Here is a 21253-nt window from a genome sequence, read left to right as displayed (position 1 = left end):
TGCGAAGCGGCGGCGCCATCGCTCCGTGTGGAGGTTTCCCCTTGACTCGCGCCAACGCGGTGCGGGCGGTCCTGGCGTTCGCCGTGCTCGCCGCATCGCTCTACTTCGCCCTGTCCGAACCCGCCCGGCTGGGCCTCGACCTGCGCGGCGGGACCCAGATCGTCCTCGAGACCCGGGACTCGCCGTCGGTGAAGGCCGGCCGTGACGCCACCGACCGCGCCCGCCAGGTCCTCCACCGCCGCGTCGACGCGCTCGGCGTCGCCGAGGCGTCCATCACCCGGTCCGGCGACCGCCGGCTGATCGTCGAACTCCCCGACGTCCAGGACCCGTCGCACGCCGCGGCGCTGCTCGGCCGGACCGCGCAGCTCACCGCCCACCCCGTCCGCGCCGCCGGCGGCCCGGCCGGCGCGGGCGAGAAGGAGATCCCGGACGAGGGCGGCCGCCCGGTCGTCATCGGGCCCGCCCTCCTCACCGGCGACGGCATCGGCTCCGCCGCCGCGTCCTTCGACCCCGAGGGCCTCGGCGGCTGGGACGTCGGCATCAGGTTCCGCGGGGGCGGCGGCGCGGCCTGGGAGAAGGCGACCGCCCGGGCCGCCTGCGCCACCGGGGACGAGCGCCGCGTCGCGTTCGTCCTGGACGGGAAGGTCATCTCGTCACCGCAGGTCAGCACGGACGTCGCGTGCGGCACCGGGATCACCGGCGGCTCCACCCGGATCACCGGGGACTTCGGTGCCGACGAGGCCAGGGACCTCGCCGCGCTGGTGCAGGGCGGCGCGCTGCCCGTGCCGGTGAAGATCGTCGAGCAGCGGGTCGTCGGCCCCACGCTCGGCGAGGAGGCGATCAAGGCCAGCGCCTGGGCCGCCGTCATCGGCGTCGCGCTGACCGGCCTGTTCATCGCCGCCGTCTACCGGCTCGTCGGCCTCCTCGCCACCGTCGCGCTGGCCGGCTACGCCCTGATCTCCTACGCCGCGCTCGTCGCCGCCGGCGCGACCCTCACCCTGCCCGGCCTCGCCGGGTTCGTCCTGGCGATCGGCATGGCGATCGACGCGAACGTGCTGGCGTTCGAACGCGCCCGCGAGGAACGCGCCGCCGCGCCCGGCCGGTCCCCGCGCAACGCCCTCGCCATCGGGTTCACCAAGGCGTGGTCGGCGATCGCCGACTCGGCGGCGACCACGCTGCTCGCCGGCGGCCTGCTGTTCTTCCTCGCGTCCGGGCCGGTCAAGGGGTTCGGCGTCACCCTGTGCATCGGCGTGCTCGCCTCGCTGGTGTCGGCGATGCTGCTCAGCCGCGTCCTCACCGACGCCGCCCTGGCCCGCCTGCCCCGCCTCGCCCGCTCCAAGGCCGGCGGCCTCGGAGCGGGCGGCCGGATCCGCCGCTGGCTCGACCACCGCCGGCCCGACCTCATGCGGCGCCGCGCGCTCTGGCTCGCGATCTCCGGGCTCGCCGTCGCCGTCGCGTTCACCGGGATCGTCGCCCGGGGCCTGGACCTCGGCGTCGAGTTCACCGGCGGGCGGGCCGTCGCGTACACCACGGACCGTCCCGTCGACATCGGCGACGCCCGCTCCGCCGTCGCCCGCGCCGGGTTCCCGCAGGCCACCGTCCAGACCTCCGGCGAGGACGGCATCGCCGTCCGCACCACCGGGCTCACCGACGCGCAGGAGAAGCGCATCCGCGACGCCCTCGCCCGGCAGGGCGGCGGCGCCACCAAGCAGCGCGACGAGCTGATCGGCCCGAGCCTCGGCGGCGAGATGCGCACCAAGGCCCTGATCGCGCTCGGCGTGGCCCTGCTGGTGCAGCTCGGCTACCTGACGTTCCGGTTCCGCTGGACGTTCGCGGCCGGGTCCGTGCTGGCGATGCTGCACGACGTCGTGATCGTCACCGGCCTGTTCGCCTGGCTCGGCAAGCCCGTCGACGGCGTCTTCCTCGCCGCGCTGCTCACCATCATCGGCTACTCGGTGAACGACTCCGTCGTGGTGTTCGACCGCGTCCGGGAACTGTGGACGGCCGACCCCCGCGCACCCTTCGCCGAGGTCGCGAACCGGGGGGCGCTCCAGACCGTCCCCCGCACCGTCAACACCGGCATGGGAGCCCTGTTCATCCTGGCCGCCCTCGCCCTGCTCGGCGGCGACACGCTGACCGACTTCGCGATCGCGCTCCTCGCGGGCATCCTCGTCGGCACGTACTCCAGCGTCTTCACCGCGACGCCGCTGGCGGTCGTCCTGGAACGCTTCGCCGGCCCGGCACCACGCCCCCGCCCCGCGGCGCCCCGCACCGCCCGAACCCCAGGCGACTCCGGCGCCGTCGTCTGACCCCCGGGAGGGCGTGCCGCCGCTTCCCCGGCGGCACGCCCTCCCGCTCACTTCCCCAGCACGGACCTCTTCAGCGTCCCCTTGTCCGCCCGCAGGAGGCAGATCACTTTCTGGACCCCGAAGTACCAGGCCTTCGCGGAGGGCCCCACGAAATCGGTCCTCACGCCGGCGGGGCGTACGTGGGTCGTGAACGCCTTCGCCGCCCGCTTGCGGCACCCGCGCGAGGCGTTCTCATCGATGATCTTCTTGCCCGGGTAGGCCCAGGAGACGCCGGAGGTGGCCAGGCCCTCCCACGGCAGGTCGAACGCGGCGTAGACCTGCACCTTGTGCGGCTCGGTGCACGGGACGGCGCGCGCCGCCGCTTCCGCCCCCTTCCACTCGGTGAAGCAGTCGCCGGCCTCGAACTCCTGCAGGGTCTTCCTGGCCGGGTCGAGGGTGGCGACCAGCGGCGACGCCAGTGTCCCGGTGCCGCTGTAGCGCATCACGCACGTCACGTGCCGGTCCCCGGCCCGCCAGGCCGCCTGGTCGGGCTTGTCGAGGTAGACGTCGAGATCCTCGTAGTACCGGCTCTTCACCAGGAACGCGAGCCGGTCCGTGCACACTTTGGTCGCCTCACCCGCCAACCCCTTGTCGCCGGGATAGGCGTCGTCGTCCGGCAGCGCCGCTTGCGCGACGACCTCGCCGTCATGCGGGCGCGTGCACGGCAACGCCGTGACGGCCACATCCATCGCGTCCTTCCGGAACCCGGCGAAACAGTCACCGGCCTTGAGCCGGGAAAGGACGGTCTCGCGGCCCTTGCCGTCCCCACCCGAGTCCCCGCCGCCCGGCGAGAAGACCATCACCGCGATGACCGCGCCCACGACGACCCACACCGCCGACGCGACGAGCCCGCCGACCGCCATTCCCCGGTACCTGCCGCCACGCCGTCTGACCTGCATGAACGCCGCAACGGCGAACCCCACGGCCAATGGCGCCAACCCGACGAGCCCGGCGACGAGCGCCGCCTTGGCCCACCCGCTGACCCGCCGCCCCGGCCCCTGCGACGCCTCGACCATCGGCGCCGGAGCGTCTGCCGCCCAGCCCCCGCCCACGGAAACGCCCTGGGGCGCGGCACCGGAAGCATTGTCGGCAAGCGCCGCATCAGGCGGAGCCCACTCGGTTGCCCGCCTGCTGTCGCCCGCCGGTGACACCGGCTCGTCCTCACGATGTGCGCTCACTTGGGCATCACCGAACGCGTCAGCGTGCCATGCCGCGCTGCGACGAGGCAGTGGAATTCGATGACCGAGTAGACCTGGACCTCGTGCTTCTCGTCGCAGTCGACGATGGCCTCGTTCCCGCCGCCGTCCCATGTCCTGATGCAGTCGCCGGGGACTATCGAGGAGATGTACTTCGGCTGCTTCCGCAAGATATCGGCCATGTCCTGCGGATAGCGGAGCGCACACACCACGGCGTGGTCGCCGTGCTCCCACGCCCGGCGGTCAGGACGATCGACGTGAATCGTGAACTCGTCGCCGCGCCCTTCCTTGTAGAGAGCCGTGACACGGTTCCGGCACCGTTCGACGGCTGTCGCGGTCAGGGACGCATCGCCCGGATATGGCGCCGTCGGCAGCGTGATCCGCGCTCCGATCTCGCCGCCGTGAGGCTGGGTGCACGATGCTTCCCTGGCGAAGATCCTCGTCATTCCGGCTACGAATCCAGTGAAGCAGTCACCGGCCTTGAAGGTGGAGACCCGCGGCTCGCCGTCCTTGGTGACGGGGTCCGACGCCGCACGGTCGCCATTGCCGCCGAGCACAAGGACGAATGCCACGGCGAGCGCGGCGAGCCAGACGGCGGAGGCCGTCAGGGCTCCGATGGCGAGGGCCCTGCCCCTTTTCCGGCGGCGCCGCGTCTGGACGAGGGCGTCGTCGTTTCCGCTCATTTCGGCATCAGGGAGCGGGTCAGGGGAGCGCCGTCGGCCTTGAACATGCACACGATCCTGCGGTCGCCCTCCTTCCAGCCCTCTTTCGATGGATAGAGGTACCACGGCACGACATGCCGGGGCAGAGGCCGCCCGTCGAAGATCTTGAATGTGCGCTTGGCGCACTCCAGCGTCGCCTTTGCCTGGATCGTTTCCTCGGACGGGTACTCGTGGCCGCGCATGTCGTATTTCGCGATGACCTGCAACTGGTGCTTCTTCTCGCAGTCGACGGTGGTGAGGAGCGAGTGTTCCTTCCATTCGTCGACGCAATCGCCGGCGACCAGTTGGGTGTATACCCGCGTTCCCCATTCCGCGCTGGTCAGCGGCGCGGTGAGCTTTTCGGGGCCGGTGTAGCGGAGGACGCAGGTGACGTCGTGGTGCCCCTTGTCCCAGGCGGCGCGGCGGGGACGGTCGATGTGCAGTTCGAGGTCGTCGGAGTAGCGGTTGTTCATCAGGAACCGGGTCCTGTCCTTGCACTCCTTCGTCGCCTCGGTGACGAGCGTGCCGTCGCCGGGGTACGGGAGGTCGGCCAGGGTGACGACGGCGCCGATCTCGCCCTCGTGGGGCTGGGTGCACGGCGTCTTGGTCACGTAGACGCTGTTGAGGTCCTCTTCGAGCCCGGTGAAGCAGTCGCCGGCGAGCAGGGTCGCGACGCGCGGCTTGCCGCCCTTGGCGGCCGGTTCCTCGTCGCCCCCGTCGGCGTCGTCCAGGAGGCCCGAGGCCAGGACGAGGGCGGCGGCGGTGATCCAGGCGGCGGACGCGGCGAGGCCGGCGGCGGCGAGGGCACGGCCCTTCTCGCCGCGGCGACCTGCCTGGACGAACGCCGTGACGGCGAAGCCGATCGCGAGGACGACGAGGCCGAGGAGCCCGGTGACCAGCGCGGCGATCGCGAACCGGTTCGTGCGGCGGCGCCCGGGCGCGGGCGACGGGTCGGCCGGGAGCGGCGGGCCCGGTGGGCCGGCCGATGGCGGTGGAGGCGCGGCGGCGCCGGTGTCCGGCGGGGTCCAGGCGTCCGTGGAGGACGGTTCTCCGGGGGTCTCCTCGACGTCGTCAGCGTCCGGTGGCATTGTCACAGCGGGAAGGTACGGGATCAAGGTCACGAATGGCGCATGTCCGGCGGCCGTCGCCAAGTTGTGATCAGGACGCTCGGGCGCCGTTCACCCGCCGATGATCTCCCTCTCGCCCGCCGGACATCCGGTCCTGATGATCTTCTGCCGATCGGTCCGGCCCGGCGGAAGGTGCCTCGTGTCTCGAATGTCCCGACGGTTGGCCGGGGGCGCGCTCACCCTCGCCGCCCTCACGGCGGGGACGGTGCCCGCCGCGCACGCCGGGCAGCCCGGCCCCGTCGACGTGCAGCTGCTGTCCATCACCGACTTCCACGGCTACCTGCAGCCCTCCAACGACGCCGCGAACGGGCAGGTGAAGCTGCCGGACGGGACGGTCCTGAAGGTCGGCGGCGCCGCCTACAACGCCGCGCACCTGAAGCGGCTGCGGGAGGGAAAGCGGAACTCGATCCTGTTCTCGGTCGGCGACAACTTCAGCGGCTGGCCGTTCGAGGTCGACGCGTTCCGCGACGAGCCGACGATCGAGGTGCTCAACGAGCTCGGCGTCCGGTTCTCGACCGTCGGCAACCACGAGCTGGACGTCTCCGCCGGGTTCCTCAAGGACCACATGATGAAGGGCCGCTGCTTCGGGGAGGTGGACGTCGACAGCTGCTTCACCGACTCGGCGGGCCACCGGTTCCGGGGCGCGGACTTCCCCTTCTACATCGGCAACATCGTCAGCGCGAAGACCGGCAGGCCGATCCTCAAGCCATACAACATCGAGTGGGTGCGCGGAGACGGGGGCCGGAGGATCCCGGTCGGGTTCATCGACCTGACGGTGCCGGACACCCCGACCGGCTCCACCTCCTACCAGCCGGACCTGCGGTCGCTGCCGCTGCTGGAGACGGCGAACCGGTACGCGGCGGAGCTGAAGCGGCGCGGCGTGAAGGCGATCGTGGCGAACGTCCACGACGGCGGGTCGGCGGACGGCGCGGGCTTCGACGGCTGCAAGGACCCGCACGGCCCCGTCATCGACTTCGCGAAGCAGGCGTCGCCGGACATCGACGCGATCTTCACCGGGCACTGGCACGCGGGGTTCAACTGCACGATCGCCGACCCGGCGGGGGACCCCCGCCCGGTGATCGAGGGCCTGAACCACGGCCGGCTGATCAGCGAGATCGACCTGCGGCTGGACGCCCGGGGCGAGGTGGTCCGGAGCGCGACCAGGGCCGTCAACCACCCGGTGACCCGCGACATCGCGCCCGACCCGGCCGTGCAGAAGATCGCCGACTACTGGACGGCGCGCGGGAACGCGCTGGCCGCCCGGCCGCTGGCGCGGCAGACCGGCGACTTCACCCGGACGCAGAACGCCCGTGGCGAGAGCACGATGGGCGACCTCGCCGCCGACGTCCAGTACTGGGCGGCCGGGACGTCCCGCAAGGGCCGCGCCGATCTCGCGCTCGTCGCCACCAAGCCCGTCACCGGCTCGAACGCGGTCGCGCGGGATCTGCCGTACGCGAAGGGGACCGGCGCCGGCGACGCCGACGGGCGGGTGACGTTCGGCGAGGCGTGGAGCGCCTACGGGTACGGCAACCCGATCCTCACCGTCACGGTGACCGGCGAGCAGATCCATCAGGCGCTCGAGCAGCAGTGGCAGGGCGCGAAGTTCGCGCCGTTCGCCGTGTCGGGGAACGTCCGCTACTCCTACGACGCGTCCCGGCCGGCCGGCGACCGCGTCGACCCGGCGGACGTCACGATCAACGGGAGGCCGCTCGACCCGGCCGGGAAGTACCGGCTGGCGGCGCTCGCCTACACGCTGATCGGCGCGGACGGCTACACCGCGTTCACCGGGTTCACCGGCGCGTACCGCAACGACCTGCCCGACCACGAGGCGTTCGTGGCGTACCTGAAGGCGCACCCGGAGATCGCGCCCGCGCCGCTCGACCGGGTCGCTCCGGCGGCGAGCTGAACCGTGAGAAGCGACGCGCCGTGGCCGGGGACGTCCCCGGCCACGGCGCCCGCCGGCTCAGGCCAGTGGCGGCTGCTCCCGAGCGCCCTCCGCGTTGATCACCTGCATCACCGCGTTGATCAGCGCGAGGTGGGTGAACGCCTGCGGGAAGTTGCCGAGGTGCCGCCCGGTGTGCGGGTCGATCTCCTCGGCGTACAGCTGCAGCGGGCTCGCGTACGACAGCAGCTTCTCGCACAGCGCCCGCGCCCGGTCCAGCTCACCGATCATCACCAGCGTGCTGACCAGCCAGAACGAGCAGATCGTGAAGGTGCCCTCCTCCGACTCGAACCCGTCGTCGGTCTCGGTCGCCCGGTACCGCAGGACGAGGTCGTCCTCGGACAGCTCGTCCGCGATGGCGAGCACCGTCTCCCGGACCCGCTTGTCGTCGGCCGGCAGGAACCCGAGCAGCGGGATCAGCAGCGCCGACGCGTCCAGCGCGGTCGCCCCGTAGTGCGCGGTGAACACCCCGCGCTCGTCGAGCGCGTTCGCCAGCACGTCGGCGTGGATCTCGTCGGCGGCGGCCTGCCAGCGCTCCGCCCGCTCCTTGTCGCCGCGGACCCGGGCCAGCCGCGCCCCCCGGTCGGCGGCGACCCAGCAGAACACCTTGGACGAGGTGAAGTGCTGCGGCTCGCCGCGCACCTCCCACATCCCGCAGTCGGGGGTGCGCCAGTTGGCGAGCGCGTCCTCCACCTGCTTGACGACGATCTTCCAGAGCCGGTCGTCGAGCCGGTCGCGCTTGCGCACGAACAGGTAGATCGACCCGATGATCGCGCCCCACACGTCGTGCTGGGCCTGCATGTACGCCTCGTTGCCGATGCGCACCGGGCGGGCGTTGTCGTAGCCGGTCAGGTGCTCGAGCGTGGACTCGGGCAGCTCCTCCCGGCCGTCCAGCCCGTACATGATCTGCAGCTTGCCCTCGGCCGCCTCGGCGACGTCGGTGATGAAGTAGAAGAAGTCGTTGGCCTCCCAGTCGTAACCGAGGGTGTAGAAGGCCCACAGCGCCATGGTGGAGTCGCGGATCCAGGTGTAGCGGTAGTCCCAGTTCCGGTCGCCGCCCGGCGTCTCCGGCAGCGACGTCGTCGCCGCCGCCGCGACCGCCCCCGACGGCGCGAACGTCAGCCCCTTGAGGGTGAGGGCGCTGCGCTGCAGGTGGCTGCGCCACGGGTGGTCGGGGAACCGGCCGCGGTCCAGCCAGTGCTGCCAGTGGTGGACGGTCCAGACGAGCCGCTCCTGCGCCTCCTCCCACGACGACGGCGCCGCGTGCTCGCTCCACGACAGGGCGACGAACCGGGACTCGCCCTGCTTCAGCAGCGTCCGGGCCGTGGCGAGCGACCCCTCGAAGCCCACGTTCATGTCGGTGGTGAGCCGCAGCCCGACCCCGTTGCCGCGGGCGACCGCCTCGTGGTACCCGGCGCCGGTGTGCTCCCAGCGGGCCGGCGTCTGCCCGTAGTCGAAGACCGGCATGCAGTCGAGCCGCGCCTGGACCTGGCCGTTCACGCACCGGACCATCCGCAGCAGGACGTGGTCGGCGTCGTAGTCGGTGGGGGCGCGCCGGTGCGTGTGGGACCGTTCCGTCTCGTGGTGCCACGGCCCCATGAGCAGGGCGTCGGTGACCACCAGCCAGCCCCCGTGCACCCACCAGGTGGTCTCCATCACCATCGTGCCGGGGATGTAGCGCTGCGCCGCGGGCACCTCCACGCCCGCGGGGCCGACCCGGAAGTACCCGGCGTCCCGGTCCAGGATCGACCCGAAGACGCTGGGCGAGTCCATCCTCGGCAGGCACATCCACTCGATGTTCCCGCTGGGCGCGACGAGCGCGGTCGTCTCGCAGTCGGACAGGAACCCGAAATCGGCGATCGGGGCGAACGGGTCTCCTGCCCGGCCGCCGGCGACCTTCGGCCTCACAGCCTCACCTCCTTGATCCATCATTCCCTCTCCAGAGCAATGGGTGCGCCAGGAGCGCGGGATGTTTCCCCGGCGCCGGGCGCGCGGTGTGCGGCCTTATGGGCGGCGTGGCCCTCCCGGTAGTGGAATAGACCACTTGGAATAGACCATTAAAGGGCCTTTGAGCTGCGGAAACGTCGCTCCGCGCATGGGGTGCCGGGAGACTCGGTCATCCGCGGGTACAGTCCCGGCAAACAGTGCAGCGGACCCGCGGCAGCCTGGGAGAACGCGACGGCGCGCGCTCTCCGGCGCGGGGGGCCGGAACTGTCACTGGGTGGAACCGGAGCGAGAAGGAGCTCCCCGTGCCGAAGTTCGTGTACGACTTCACCGAGGGAAACAAGGACCTCAAGGATCTGCTGGGCGGCAAGGGCGCCAACCTGGCCGAGATGACCAACCTCGGCCTGCCCGTGCCTCCCGGGTTCACGATCACCACGGAGGCCTGCCGGCATTACCTTGAGCACGGGACCCTGCCCGAGGGGCTGGCGGAGGAGGTGAACGCCCACCTCACCGCCCTGGAGACGGCGATGGGCAAGAAGCTCGGTCAGCCCGGCGACCCGCTGCTGGTCAGCGTGCGCTCGGGAGCCAAGTTCAGCATGCCCGGAATGATGGAGACCGTCCTGAACGTCGGTCTCAACGACGAGTCGGTGCACGGCCTCGCCGCCCAGGCCGGAGACGAGCGGTTCGCCTGGGACTCCTACCGCCGGCTGATCCAGATGTTCGGCAAGACGGTCCTGGACGTGGACGGCGACCTGTTCGAGGACGCCGTCGAGGACGCCAAGCGGGCCCGCGGCATCGACGACGACGTGGACCTCACCGCCGACGACTTCAAGGGGCTGGTCGACCGGTTCAAGGCGATCGTCCGCGAGCAGGCCGGGCGGGAGTTCCCGACCGACCCGCGCGAGCAGATGGACCTCGCCGTCCAGGCGGTGTTCGAGTCCTGGAACGCCCCCCGCGCGATCCTGTACCGCCGCCAGGAGCGCATCCCCGTCGATCTCGGCACCGCCGTCAACATCTGCTCGATGGTCTTCGGCAACATGGGGATGGACTCGGGGACCGGCGTCGCCTTCACCCGCGACCCCGCGTCCGGGCAGCAGGGCATCTACGGCGACTACCTGCAGAACGCGCAGGGCGAGGACGTCGTCGCCGGCATCCGGAACACCGTCCCGCTGACGGAGCTGGAGCGGATCGACAAGGCGTCCTACGACCGGCTTCTCGAGATCATGGAGACGCTCGAGAACCACTACCGCGACATGTGCGACATCGAGTTCACGATCGAGCGCGGCAAGCTGTGGATGCTGCAGACCCGGGTCGGCAAGCGGACCGCCGCCGCCGCGTTCCGGATCGCCTGCCAGCTGCTCGACCAGGGGCTCATCGACGCCGACGAGGCGGCCCGGCGCGTGACCGGCGACCAGCTCGCGCAGCTGATGTTCCCCCGGTTCGCCAGCCGGGTCGACGGCGTCAAGAAGATCACCAAGGGGATGAACGCCTCGCCCGGCGCCGCCGTCGGCAAGGCCGTGTTCACCTCCGAACGGGCCGTCGAGTGGGCCGAGCGGGGCGAGGACGTCATCCTCGTCCGCCGCGAGACCAACCCCGACGACCTGTCCGGCATGGTCGCCGCCAAGGGCGTGCTGACCTCGCGCGGAGGCAAGACCTCGCACGCCGCCGTCGTCGCCCGCGGCATGGGGAAGACCTGCGTGTGCGGCGCCGAGGAACTGGACGTCGACGTCAAGGCCGGGTCGTTCACCGCGCCCGGCGGCGTCACCGTCGGCGAGGGCGACGTCATCTCGATCGACGGGACGTCCGGCGACGTCTACCTCGGTGAGGTCCCGGTCGAGGACTCCCCGGTCGTCCGGTACTTCGAGGGCGAGCTGTCCGCCGCGGACGGCGACGAACTGGTCGTCGCGGTGGACCGCGTCATGGAGCACGCCGACGCGAAGGCGGCGATGGCGGTGCGCGCCAACGCCGACAACCCCGACGACGCCGCGCGGGCCCGCCGGTTCGGCGCGCGGGGCATCGGACTGTGCCGGACCGAGCACATGTTCCTCGGTGACCGGCGGCGGCTCGTCGAGCAGCTGATCCTCGCCGAGGGCGACGAGGAGCGGCAGGCCGCGCTGGACGCCCTGGAGCCGCTGCAGAAGCAGGACTTCGAGGGCATCTTCACGGCCATGGACGGGCTGCCGGTCACGATCCGGCTCATCGACCCGCCGCTGCACGAGTTCCTCCCCGACCTCACCGAGCTGTCGGTCAGGGTGGCCCTCGCCGGCGACGGCGCGGACCCCAGGGACCGGAGACTGCTCGAAGCAGTCACCCGACTGCACGAGCAGAACCCTATGTTGGGGTTGCGCGGCGTGCGGCTGGGTTTGGTGATTCCGGGGCTCTTCGCGATGCAGGTGCGCGCGATCGCCGAGGCCGCCGCGGCCCGCCGGGCCGCCGGGGGCGACCCCCGCCCGGAGATCATGATCCCGCTCGTCGGCGCCGTGCAGGAGCTGGAGGCCGTCCGCGACGAGGCGCGCGGCATCCTCGACGAGGTGCGGGAGTCCACGGGCGTGGACGTCCCGGCGCTGGTCGGCACCATGATCGAGCTGCCGCGGGCGGCGCTGACCGCCGGGCAGATCGCCGAGGCCGCCGAGTTCTTCTCCTTCGGCACCAACGACCTCACCCAGACGACGTGGGGCTTCTCCCGCGACGACGTCGAGGCGGCGTTCTTCTCCCGCTACCTCGAACTCGGGATCTTCGGGGTGTCGCCGTTCGAGACCCTCGACCGGGAGGGCGTCGGGCGGCTCGTCCGGATCGCCGCCGAGGAGGGCCGCAAGGCGCGTCCGGGCATCAAGCTCGGGATCTGCGGCGAGCACGGCGGCGACCCCGACTCGGTGCACTTCTGCCACGAGATCGGCCTGGACTACGTGTCCTGCTCGCCGTTCCGGGTACCGGTCGCGCGTCTGGAGGCGGGCCGCGCCGCGATCGAGGCGGCCGGCGCCGGAGGCAGCGACAGCCGCTGACCCCGCTCCGGGCGGCCGTCCCCGCGCGGGCCGGCCGCCCGGAACCGGAAATGTGGGGCGTGCAACACGCCGGACCTGCGAACCTCCGGCGCACGCCGGACCATCTCACTAACGTGTCCAGAGCGATGACGTTGGAAGTCGAGTTGCCGGACCACGACCCGGACGAGCCGGAGGAGACCGGCGGGCACCCGCGCGGCCGCAGGAGGAGCGGGCGGCGCCGGAGGCCGCTCTGGTTCACGATCCCGGTGACCGTGCTGTGCAGCCTCGTCGCCATCGCCGTGCTGACCCCGCTGACCGTCGGCGCCCGCGTCTGGTACCAGGCCCGGCAGGACGAGCGGCCCCGCTCGGACGCGATCATCGTGCTCGGCGCCGCGCAGTACAACGGGGTGCCGTCCCCGACGCTGCGGTGGCGCCTGCAGCACGCCCTCGACCTGTACCGCGCCAAGGTCGCGCCCGCGATCGTCACCGTCGGCGGCCGAGCGCCCGGCGACAACTACACCGAGGCGGAGTCCGGGCGCCGGTGGCTGATCGAGAAGGGCGGCATGCCCGCGTCCAAGGTCGTCGCCGTCCCGGTCGGGCGCGACACGCTGCAGAGCATGAAGGCGGTCGGCAAGGTCTACAAGGCGCGGCACTGGACGTCCGGGGTGATCGTCACCGACCCGTGGCACGCGCTGCGCTCCAAGCGGATGGCCGAGGACAGCGGGATCAAGGCGGCCGCGTCGCCCACCCACAGCGGCCCCAGCGTGCAGACCCGCGACACCCAGTTCCACTACATCGTGCGGGAGACCGGCGGGTACCTGTCGTACGTGCTGCTCGGCAAGAGCGTGAAGACGCCGAGCGAGACCATCAAGATCATCCACGGTGATCCGACCGCGACGGTGTCGCCCGGCGCGACGCCCGGCGCGACGCCGGGCGGGCCGCCGACCCGCTGAGTCGCGGCGCCGCCACGGGACCGGACGCCGCCCCGGACGCCGCGCCGTCGAAGTCCGGGGCCGCTCCTCCTGCTTACTCGCCCTTTGCCCGCTTACCCTGGAAGCACATGACCCAGAATCCGTCACGCACCGGACGCTCGGAAGGGTCCGGATACTCCGGCACCGACAGGCTGCGCTGGGCGCCCGAGCCCCCCAAGCGCCGCGACCGCACGGCCTTCGAACGCGACCGCGCCCGGGTGCTGCACAGCGCCGCGCTCCGCCGGCTCGCCGCCAAGACCCAGGTCGCCTCGCCGGGAGCGGACGCCGCCGCCGACACCGTGCAGAGCCTGCGCACCCGGCTCACCCACTCGCTGGAATGCGCGCAGGTCGGCCGGGAGCTCGGCAAGTCCCTCGGCTGCGACCCCGACCTGGTCGAGGCGGCGTGCCTGTCCCACGACATCGGGCACCCGCCGTTCGGCCACAACGGCGAGTCCGCGCTGGACGTCGTCGCCCGCGACTGCGGCGGCTTCGAGGGCAACGCCCAGAGCCTGCGCGTCCTGACCCGGCTGGAGCCCAAGTCGTTCGCCCCGGACGGCCCGCCCCTGTACGGCCGCAGCGTCGGCCTCAACCTGACCCGCGCGGCCCTCGACGCGGCGATGAAGTACCCGTGGACGCAGGAGGACGCCGTCAACGGCAAGTTCGGCGTGTACGACGACGACGTGGCCGTCGCCCGCTGGGTCCGCGAGGACGCCCCGCCCGGCCGGATCTGCTTCGAGGCCCAGGTCATGGACTGGAGCGACGACGTCGCCTACTCCGTCCACGACCTGGAGGACGCGCTCGTCGCCGGGCACGTCGACTTCGCGCTGCTCGCCGACCCCGCCGAGCGCCGCCTCGTCGCCGCCACCGCCGCCAAGCTGTACTGCGCCGACGCCGACATGAACGAGCTGGAGGAGCGGTTCGCCGCGCTGCTCGCCGAGCCCTACTGGCCGGACCGCTACGACGGCACGCCGCGCAGCCTCGCCGCGCTCAAGAACCTCACCAGCACGCTGATCGGCCGGTTCTGCCTGGCCGCCGAGACGGCCACCCGCGCCGCCCACGGCGACCGGCCGCTGACCCGGTACGCCGCCGAGCTGATCGTCCCGCGCCCGCAGCGACTGGAGAACGCGCTGCTCAAGGGCATCACGGCGCACTACGTGTGGATCAGCCACGAGGAGGTCAGGGCCCGCCAGCGCACCCTGATCACCGAGCTGGCCGAGATGATGCTCGCGGGCGCGCCCGCCTCCCTCGACCCCGGGTTCCGCGAGGCGTTCCTGGACGCCGGGGACGACGCGGCCCGGCTGCGCGCCGTCGTCGACCAGATCGCCTCCCTCACCGACCTGTCGGCGATCGCGCGGCACCGCCTCCTCGGCGGCCGCCCGCACTAGCCCCGCACTGGCCTCGCGGCGGTCGCCCGCACTGGCCCCCGGCGGCAGCCGCACCGGACCTGCGGCGCCAGCCGCCCACGCGCCTCGGCGGCCGCAGCAGCGGGCGGGGCCGGGTGCGTGCATTCCGCCCCGACGCGCCGAACGATGGCCCTTGTCTCGTTACGGAGGCCGCTGTAGGGATAGCTACAAGTCATCTACAGGAGGTCGCCATGCCCGAGGAGACGTTCGTCATCGTCGGTGCCGGCCTTGCCGGAGCCAAGGCGGCGGAGACGCTCCGCGAGGAGGGCTTCGCGGGCCGCGTGCTGCTGATCGGCGAGGAGATCGAGCGGCCGTACGAGCGCCCGCCGCTGTCCAAGGGGTTCCTGCTCGACAAGGAGCCGCGCGAGAAGGCGCACGTGCACGAGGCGGACTGGTACGACAAGCACGACGTGGAACTGCGCGTCGGCGTCTCGGTCACGGCGATCGACCGTGCCGCCCACGAGGTGCGGCTGTCGACCAAGGAGCCCATCCGCTACACCAGGCTGCTGCTCGCGACCGGCGCGTCCCCGCGCCGCCTGGAGGTCCCCGGCTCCAAGCTCCAGGGCATCCACTACCTGCGCACCATGGCCGACTCGGCGGCGCTGAAGCAGGCGTTCGCGCACGGCGGCCGCCGCGTCGTCGTCGCCGGGGCCGGCTGGATCGGGCTGGAGACGGCCGCCGCCGCCCGCGCCTACGGCAACGAGGTCACGATCATCGAGCCGGAGCCGGCGCCGCTGCACGCCGCGCTCGGTCCCGAACTCGGCCGCCTGTTCGCCGACCTGCACCACGAGCACGGCGTCGACGTGCGGCTCGACCAGGGCGTCGCCGGGTTCTGGGGCGCGGGTCAGGTGTCGGCCGTGGTCACCTCCGGCGGCGCCGAGGTGCCCGCGGACGTGGTCGTCGTCGGCATCGGCGTCCGGCCGAACGCGCGGCTCGCCGAGAAGGCGGGCCTGGAGGTCTCCGACGGGATCCTCGTCGACCAGTCGCTGCGCACCTCCGACCCCGACGTCTACGCCGCGGGCGACGTCGCCAACGCCTACAACCCGCTGCTCGGCCGCCGGATCCGGGTGGAGCACTGGGCGAACGCGCTGAACGGCGGGCCCGCCGCGGCGCGCGCCATGCTCGGCCAGGACGTCGTGTACGACCGCGTCCCGTACTTCTTCAGCGACCAGTACGACCTCGGCATGGAGATGTCGGGCGTCGCCGCGCCGGGGGAGTACGACAAGGTCGTCTACCGCGGCGACGTTGCCGCCCGCGAGTTCATCGCGTTCTGGCTGCACGAGGGCCGGGTCGTCGGCGGGATGAACGTCAACGTGTGGGACGTGACCGGGGACGTCCAGGCGCTGATCCGCTCCGGCCGCCCGGTCGACGAGGCCCGGCTGGCCGACCCGGCGGTGCCGCTCGCCGACCTCCTGCCCTGACCGCTCGCTTCCGATCTCTGTCACCGGCCGGCCGTATCGACCCGGGGTGTAAGGCACGTACAGTCGGCCGGGTGGTGACGGAGGAGATCGCGGCGCCGGTGCGGGCGCGCCTGGCGGTGACGGTGGCGTTCGTGGCGCACGGGCTGCTCGGCGCGGCGTGGGTGGCGCGCATCCCGCAGATCAAGGAGCATCTCGGGCTCAGCGCGGGCACCATGGGCCTCGCGCTGCTCGGCGCGCCGGTCGGCGTGGTCGTGGCGGTCCGGTTCGCCGGCCGGATCGTGCACCGCCAGGGCAGCCGCGCCACGACGATCGCCGCCGGGACGATGGGCGCGCTGTCCCTCGTCCCGCTGGGGCTGTCGTGGAACCTCGGGTCGCTGATCTTCTCCCTGGTGCTGATGGGCGGCTCGCTCGGCCTGATGGACGTGGCGATGAACGCCCAGGGCGTCGCCGTCGAGCGCGGCTACGGGCGCCCGCTGATGTCCGGCCTGCACGGCGCGTACAGCATCGGGACGCTGCTGTCGGCGCTGGTCGGCTCGGCGGCGGCGCACGCGGGCGTTCCGGTCGCGGTGCATCTGACGGTCGCGGCGGCGGTGCTGGTGCTGGTGCTCGCGGTCGGTTGCCGCGACCTTCTGGACCGTTCCATCGATGTGCTCCCGGACCCGGCGGGCCCCGCCCTCGACGGAACCTCCGGAGCACCGGACGGGGCGGACTCCCAGCGGCGCGGGTCCGCGGCCGTCCGCGCCGCCCGCTGGCCGCTGATCATGCTCGGGGTCATCGGGCTCTGCTCGTTCGTCGGCGAGGGCGCCATGGCCGACTGGAGCGCCATCTACCTGCGGGAGAGCCTCGGCACCGGCCCCGGCGCCGCCGGGCTCGGCTACGCCGGATGCGCGATCGCGATGACCGCCGGCCGGCTCGCCGGCGACCGCGTCGTCGCCCGCTTCGGCCCCGTCACCGTGCTCCGGACCGGCTCGCTGATCGCGGCGGCCGGGCTCGCCCTCGGGCTGCTTTTGGCGAACCCGGTGGCCGCCGTGTCCGGTTTCACGCTCTTCGGCCTCGGCGTCGCCGTCGTGGCGCCCGTCACGTTCAGCGCCGCCGGGAACGTCCCCGGCGTCCCGGCCGCCGCCGGGATCTCCCGGGTCACCGGCGTCGGCTACCTCGGCCTGCTCGGCGGCCCGCCCGTCATCGGATTCATCGCGCAGGGCGTCGGGCTCGCGTGGGCGCTGGCCGTCCCGGCCGCGCTCGCGGGGCTGATCGTCCTGCTGGCCCCGGCCGCCGCCACCGCCGAACGCTGAGCGGCGCACCCCGCGCCGAGGCCGGTGCGGGCCGGATGGGGGCGGGCCGATTTGGCCGGGTTGTGACGTCGTTATATGTACCGTTCAGGTAAGGTCTGGGCGAGTGAGCACCATGCAGCGGTCTAGACCGGCGAAAACGGTCTCGTCCGCACCCGCGTACCGGGCGTTCCTCCGCGAGCTGGTCAGCTTCGGACTCGTCGGGTTCGTCGGCACCCTCATCATGATCTTCGGCGCCAACCTGATGCGCGCCTGGCTCGGCGGCAGCCCGGTGACCAGCGTCGCCGTGCCGACCGTCGTCTCCACGCTGAGCTCCTACCTGCTCAACCGCTACTGGACGTTCCGGCACCGCGACAGCGACGGCTCCGGCCGCGAGGTCGCGATCTTCTTCGCGCTGAACGGCGTCGGCCTCGCGATCCAGATCCTGTGCACCGGGTTCACCTACTACTCGCTCGGGCTGCACGGCGGGATCGCCTACAACCTCGGCCTCCTCGCGGGCGTGGTGCTCGGCTCGGCGTTCCGCTACTGGTCGTACAAGAAGTGGGTCTTCACCACGGCGGCCGTCTGACCCGGACCGGCCCCACGACGCGTGGGCCCGGTATCGCCCGCGAACCCCTCGAGCACGTCCGCGTCCTGCGCACCCGACCGATCATCGTCTCCGCGCGGCAGCGGCTCGCCTTCGTCCCTACCGCGGCGACCGCCCCGCCCGGTCGCGGACGAGCGGCGCGGCCTCGCCGTTGGTGCCCTCGGCTTGTAGGCGCCTTGTTCCACCTTCAGCCGGCGGCGGTGCGGCGCATCGCGCCGTCCAGTTCGAGAGGCGAGACGCTGCCGGCGGTCGCGCCCAGATCGCCGTCCCGCAGGAACGCCTCGGCCGCCCGCAGCGCCGCCGTATAGGCCGCTCCCGCCAGCGCCGTTCCCACGCTGACGCGCCGGACGCCCGCCTCCGCCAGCATCGCCACCGTCGGGCCGCCCGCGAAGAACGACCCCGCGTTGACCGGGATCGGGATCGCGGCCGTCAGCGTCCGCAGCAGGCTTAGGTCGAGCAGGCCCGGGACGAACAGGCAGTCCGCGCCCGCCTCCGCGTACAGGGCCGCCCGCGCGATCACCTCGTCCAGCCGCCCCGCCGGGTCGCCGACCTGGTGGAAGAAGACATCGGTGCGCGCGTTCACCACCAGATCGGGCGCGCCCGCGCCCGCCGCGGCCTCGCGGGCCGCCGCGATCCGCTCCGCCTGCGCGCCGGGCGAGTGCAGCGGACTGCCCGCCGGACCCGGCGAATCCTCCAGGTTGATCCCGGCCGCGCCCGCGTCCACCACCGCCTCGACCGTCGCCGCCACATCGTCCGGGCCTGGACCGTACCCGCCCTCGACGTCCGCGGAGACCGGAACGCCGACCGCGCCCGCGATGCGGTGGACCGCCGCCGCCATTGCGTCCCGGCCGAGATGCTCGCCGTCCGGCCTGCCGAGCGCCCAGGAGACCGCCGCGCTGGACGTCCCGATCGCGGACGCCCCGGCCCGCTCGATCATCGCCGCGCTGCACGCGTCCCAGGCGTTCGGCAGGACCAGCAGTCCCTCGTGGTACGAGCGGAACAGCCGCGCCTTCTCGTTGACCATCGTGTCTCGGGTCGTCGTCATACCGCCGAACCTAGGCCGGCGGATCGGCCCAGTCGAAGAGCCAATTGCAACCCATCTGACTGAGCCGGTCCGCCCCCCCGCATCACCTGAGGGGCTCTTGGACCGCGTCCACCATTGGAAGGTATGGCGCGATGCGTCGCCGCTCGCTGTCCCACTGGAACCCAGGCCGCCGGTGCGGGACTGAACCGTGCAGGTCCGCGGTTCAGCGTCCCGCCGGGACGATCTTCTCCGTCTGCGCCAGCGCCTCCACGAGGATGCCCGTCAAGTCCTGGCCCGTGCCCTGCGAGAAGATCACCTCGTCCACGCCCTGCTCGGCGAGCCGCCCGACCGTGTCGACCGCCGCGCCGACCGACGGCGTCCCGGTGAAGAAGGTCAGCGACGTCTTCTCGATCTCGGCGTAGTCGCGGCCCTCCCTCTCGCAGTGCTCGCGCAGCACCTCCAGCTTCCGGGGCAGTTCATCGCCGTCGAAGATGTTGCAGGCGTCCGCGTACTTGGCGACGAACCGCAGCGTCTTCTTCTCGCCCGTGCCGCCGATCAGGATCCGCGGGTGCGGTCGCCGCAGCGCCGGCGGCGAGTTCAGCGGACGCTCCAGCTGGTAGTGCTCGCCCTCGAACGCCGACTCGTCGCCGTCCCACATCTGGTGCGCGATCCGCAGCGTCTCCTCCAGCCGCTCGAACCGCTCCGCCGTCGGCGGGAACCGCACGCCGAGCCCGCGCGACTCCTCCTCGTTCCAGGCCGCGCCGATACCGAGCCAGGCCCGCCCGCCGGACAGGACGTCCAGCGTCGTCACCGTCTTCACCAGGATGCCGGGATGCCGGTACGTCACGCCCGTGACCAGCGTGCCGAGCGTGATCCGCTCCGTCAGCGCCGCCGCGTAGGCGAGCGCCGTGTAGCCCTCCAGCATCGGCTCGTCCGCCGGGCCCACCATGTTGATCTGGAAGAAGTGGTCCATCACCCACAGCGAGTGCAGACCGCCCTGGTCCGCTTCCTTCGCGATGCGGGCGAACGCCGGGCCGATCTGCTCCGGCCCGCCGGGAAAGGTGAAGCTGGGCACCTGGAGTCCGATGCGCATAGCGGGTTCCTCGCGTTCGTCGATGTCTGATGCCGGCGTGCTGCCTGCCAACTCGCTGCTAATGACTCTGCGACCTGGAGCGCGCTCCAGGTCAAGTCCGACCTTCGCTGCATACCCAACCCGTATGGGGCCAGTCGCGGCCTCCGGATCTGCGCTTCCTACGCATCTGACCTGGCATCGGCGGCGGTCAGGCCCCTGGTAAGGCTGCAGGTGTGGTTTCCGGTAAGGCGCCCGGCCAGGTGACGCAGCGCCAGGTCCGGTCGTCGAGGAGAACCCGGAACGGGACGGCATGTGGCAGCGGCGCGCCCCACACCGCCGAGCCGAGCCCGCACAGCGCGCTCAACCCTGCGGTGAGGCTCGCCACATGCCCGACCACAGCGACCGCGCCGCCGTCCCGGTGGGCGGTTGCGATGGTCTCGAACGCCTCCGCGATCCGCGTGACCACGGCGTAGCCCGTCTCGCCGTCGCCGACTCGTTCGTCCAGGTCCCCGTTCACCACCCATGCGCGCAGCACTGCCGCGGTTCGCGCCCGCGTCGCGGGATCCGCCGTGCCCTCCAGGCTGCCGATTCCCACCTCAACGAGTCCGGGCATCGCGGTGACCGGCACTCCTTGGGAGTGGCTGATCGCCTCCGCCGTCTGCCGCGCCCGCTCGGCCGTGCTCGCGTAGACGTGGTCGACCGGCGTCAGTGCGCATGCCATCGCGGCCGCCTGCACACGTCCGCGCTCGGTCAGCGGCGCGCCCGGCAACGCCCCGGAGACGCCGGCGACGACGTTCTCAGACTCCGCATGCCGAAGGCATATCACTTCAAGTGTGCCGTCCATCTTGGAATGGTAATCGGATTTGGAGTGGAGGAGTTGGGGGTGGAGGAGTTGGGAGGTGCGGGGTGGGGAGCGTGTGGTGAGCGGGTTGCTAGGAGCTTTTTGTTGGTGTGTTTTGACGGAATCGGGGGAGTGGGTGCGCGGGTGACGGACCGCTCGGCCGTGAAGGCGTTCAGCGGTATTCAGGGTGGAAGTTCGAGTGAGTCTGTTGGGGGGTGTTCGGGTTTCGTTGGGGTGTTCTCGCGATGGGGGCGATAGGGGGATGGGTGAGAGGCGAAGGGGTGTTCGGGAGATTGGCAAGAGGGGTGTTCGGGTGGTGGGGTGGCGCTGGCGTACGGGGCCGCCCCTCCAAAGTCAAGGGCGCCTTCGGCGTCGCTTCGCGATGGACTTCGTCCACCCTTGACTTT

15 protein-coding genes are annotated in these 21253 nt (G+C 72.3%); 8 read left to right on the top strand and 7 right to left on the bottom strand.

All coding sequences use genetic code 11. The features are described 5' to 3' along the window. Window positions 1–41: 41 nt before the first annotated feature. Window positions 42–2309, top strand: a complete 2268-nt coding sequence (gene secD / locus J4557_RS33390; protein WP_208270757.1) for a protein translocase subunit SecD — start codon at window positions 42–44, stop codon at window positions 2307–2309. Window positions 2310–2356: 47 nt separating this feature from the next. On the opposite strand, the gene J4557_RS33385 is transcribed toward secD, so the two are convergent. The 3 genes from J4557_RS33385 to J4557_RS33375 all read right to left on the bottom strand — a co-directional run bounded on the left by J4557_RS33385 (window position 2357) and on the right by J4557_RS33375 (window position 5333). Beyond that, window positions 2357–3364 carry a septum formation family protein gene (locus J4557_RS33385; protein ID WP_208270756.1) on the bottom strand — a complete coding sequence of 336 codons (1008 nt, stop codon included), beginning with the start codon at window positions 3362–3364 and terminating at the stop codon, window positions 2357–2359. Window positions 3365–3522: 158 nt separating this feature from the next. Beyond that, window positions 3523–4227, bottom strand: a complete 705-nt coding sequence (locus J4557_RS33380) for a septum formation family protein (RefSeq protein WP_208270755.1) — start codon at window positions 4225–4227, stop codon at window positions 3523–3525. After that, window positions 4224–5333 (bottom strand): DUF4190 domain-containing protein, encoded by a 1110-nt coding sequence (locus J4557_RS33375; protein ID WP_243776756.1) that lies wholly within the window; start codon window positions 5331–5333, stop codon window positions 4224–4226. Before J4557_RS33375 ends, J4557_RS33380 begins: the two co-directional genes overlap by 4 nt. A gap of 187 nt (window positions 5334–5520) precedes the next feature. Between J4557_RS33375 and J4557_RS33370 the strand changes: the two genes are divergently transcribed. Further along, the gene (locus J4557_RS33370; protein ID WP_208270753.1) at window positions 5521–7278 is read left to right on the top strand and encodes a bifunctional metallophosphatase/5'-nucleotidase; all 1758 of its coding nucleotides are present in this window, start codon (window positions 5521–5523) and stop codon (window positions 7276–7278) included. A 57-nt stretch (window positions 7279–7335) separates the two neighbouring features. Here the strand turns inward: J4557_RS33370 and J4557_RS33365 are convergent, their stop codons facing one another. Then, on the bottom strand, window positions 7336–9222 hold the full coding sequence (locus J4557_RS33365) for a glycoside hydrolase family 15 protein (RefSeq protein WP_307800354.1): 1887 nt from the start codon (window positions 9220–9222) through the stop codon (window positions 7336–7338). A gap of 341 nt (window positions 9223–9563) precedes the next feature. Between J4557_RS33365 and ppdK the strand changes: the two genes are divergently transcribed. The 6 genes from ppdK to J4557_RS33335 all read left to right on the top strand — a co-directional run bounded on the left by ppdK (window position 9564) and on the right by J4557_RS33335 (window position 17891). After that, window positions 9564–12260 carry a pyruvate, phosphate dikinase gene (gene ppdK / locus J4557_RS33360; RefSeq protein WP_208270752.1) on the top strand — a complete coding sequence of 899 codons (2697 nt, stop codon included), beginning with the start codon at window positions 9564–9566 and terminating at the stop codon, window positions 12258–12260. A gap of 125 nt (window positions 12261–12385) precedes the next feature. Then, window positions 12386–13192, top strand: coding sequence for a YdcF family protein (locus tag J4557_RS33355; RefSeq protein WP_208270751.1), 807 nt, complete (start codon window positions 12386–12388; stop codon window positions 13190–13192). Window positions 13193–13299: 107 nt separating this feature from the next. Continuing rightward, complete coding sequence (locus J4557_RS33350) at window positions 13300–14595, top strand: deoxyguanosinetriphosphate triphosphohydrolase (protein ID WP_208270750.1); 1296 nt, start codon at window positions 13300–13302, stop codon at window positions 14593–14595. 209 nt (window positions 14596–14804) lie between these two features. After that, a complete protein-coding gene (locus J4557_RS33345) occupies window positions 14805–16034 on the top strand; it encodes an NAD(P)/FAD-dependent oxidoreductase (RefSeq protein ID WP_208270749.1) in 1230 nt (409 codons plus the stop codon). Window positions 16035–16105: 71 nt separating this feature from the next. Then, entirely contained in the window at window positions 16106–17326 is a 1221-nt protein-coding gene (locus tag J4557_RS33340) for an MFS transporter (RefSeq protein ID WP_208270748.1), read from the top strand. A gap of 112 nt (window positions 17327–17438) precedes the next feature. Next, window positions 17439–17891, top strand: a complete 453-nt coding sequence (locus tag J4557_RS33335; RefSeq protein ID WP_243776752.1) for a GtrA family protein — start codon at window positions 17439–17441, stop codon at window positions 17889–17891. A gap of 205 nt (window positions 17892–18096) precedes the next feature. On the opposite strand, the gene J4557_RS33330 is transcribed toward J4557_RS33335, so the two are convergent. From J4557_RS33330 to J4557_RS33320, 3 genes are all read right to left on the bottom strand, one after another. Beyond that, window positions 18097–18954, bottom strand: a complete 858-nt coding sequence (locus tag J4557_RS33330; protein ID WP_243776733.1) for an isocitrate lyase/PEP mutase family protein — start codon at window positions 18952–18954, stop codon at window positions 18097–18099. Between the two features lie 202 nt (window positions 18955–19156). Continuing rightward, a complete protein-coding gene (locus J4557_RS33325; RefSeq protein WP_208270746.1) occupies window positions 19157–20026 on the bottom strand; it encodes an LLM class F420-dependent oxidoreductase in 870 nt (289 codons plus the stop codon). 187 nt (window positions 20027–20213) lie between these two features. Further along, window positions 20214–20849: a histidine phosphatase family protein gene (locus J4557_RS33320; RefSeq protein WP_208270745.1), complete on the bottom strand. Its 636-nt coding sequence runs from the start codon at window positions 20847–20849 to the stop codon at window positions 20214–20216. Window positions 20850–21253: the final 404 nt, after the last annotated feature.

Origin of the sequence: Actinomadura nitritigenes, assembly GCF_017573545.1 — a bacterium.
Taxonomy (GTDB): Bacteria; Actinomycetota; Actinomycetes; order Streptosporangiales; family Streptosporangiaceae; genus Spirillospora; species Spirillospora nitritigenes.
This window is presented reverse-complemented; position numbering and strand designations above follow the sequence as displayed.

Coding starts and splice junctions, on each gene's coding strand:
- J4557_RS33385 (WP_208270756.1), bottom strand. CDS start 3,364: ATGGTCGAGGCGTCGCAGGGGCCGGGGCGGCGGGTCAGCGGGTGGGCC.
- J4557_RS33380 (WP_208270755.1), bottom strand. CDS start 4,227: ATGAGCGGAAACGACGACGCCCTCGTCCAGACGCGGCGCCGCCGGAAA.
- J4557_RS33375 (WP_243776756.1), bottom strand. CDS start 5,333: ATGCCACCGGACGCTGACGACGTCGAGGAGACCCCCGGAGAACCGTCC.
- J4557_RS33370 (WP_208270753.1), top strand. CDS start 5,521: ATGTCCCGACGGTTGGCCGGGGGCGCGCTCACCCTCGCCGCCCTCACG.
- J4557_RS33355 (WP_208270751.1), top strand. CDS start 12,386: ATGACGTTGGAAGTCGAGTTGCCGGACCACGACCCGGACGAGCCGGAG.
- J4557_RS33350 (WP_208270750.1), top strand. CDS start 13,300: ATGACCCAGAATCCGTCACGCACCGGACGCTCGGAAGGGTCCGGATAC.
- J4557_RS33345 (WP_208270749.1), top strand. CDS start 14,805: ATGCCCGAGGAGACGTTCGTCATCGTCGGTGCCGGCCTTGCCGGAGCC.
- J4557_RS33335 (WP_243776752.1), top strand. CDS start 17,439: ATGCAGCGGTCTAGACCGGCGAAAACGGTCTCGTCCGCACCCGCGTAC.
- J4557_RS33330 (WP_243776733.1), bottom strand. CDS start 18,954: ATGACGACGACCCGAGACACGATGGTCAACGAGAAGGCGCGGCTGTTC.
- J4557_RS33325 (WP_208270746.1), bottom strand. CDS start 20,026: ATGCGCATCGGACTCCAGGTGCCCAGCTTCACCTTTCCCGGCGGGCCG.
- J4557_RS33320 (WP_208270745.1), bottom strand. CDS start 20,849: ATGGACGGCACACTTGAAGTGATATGCCTTCGGCATGCGGAGTCTGAG.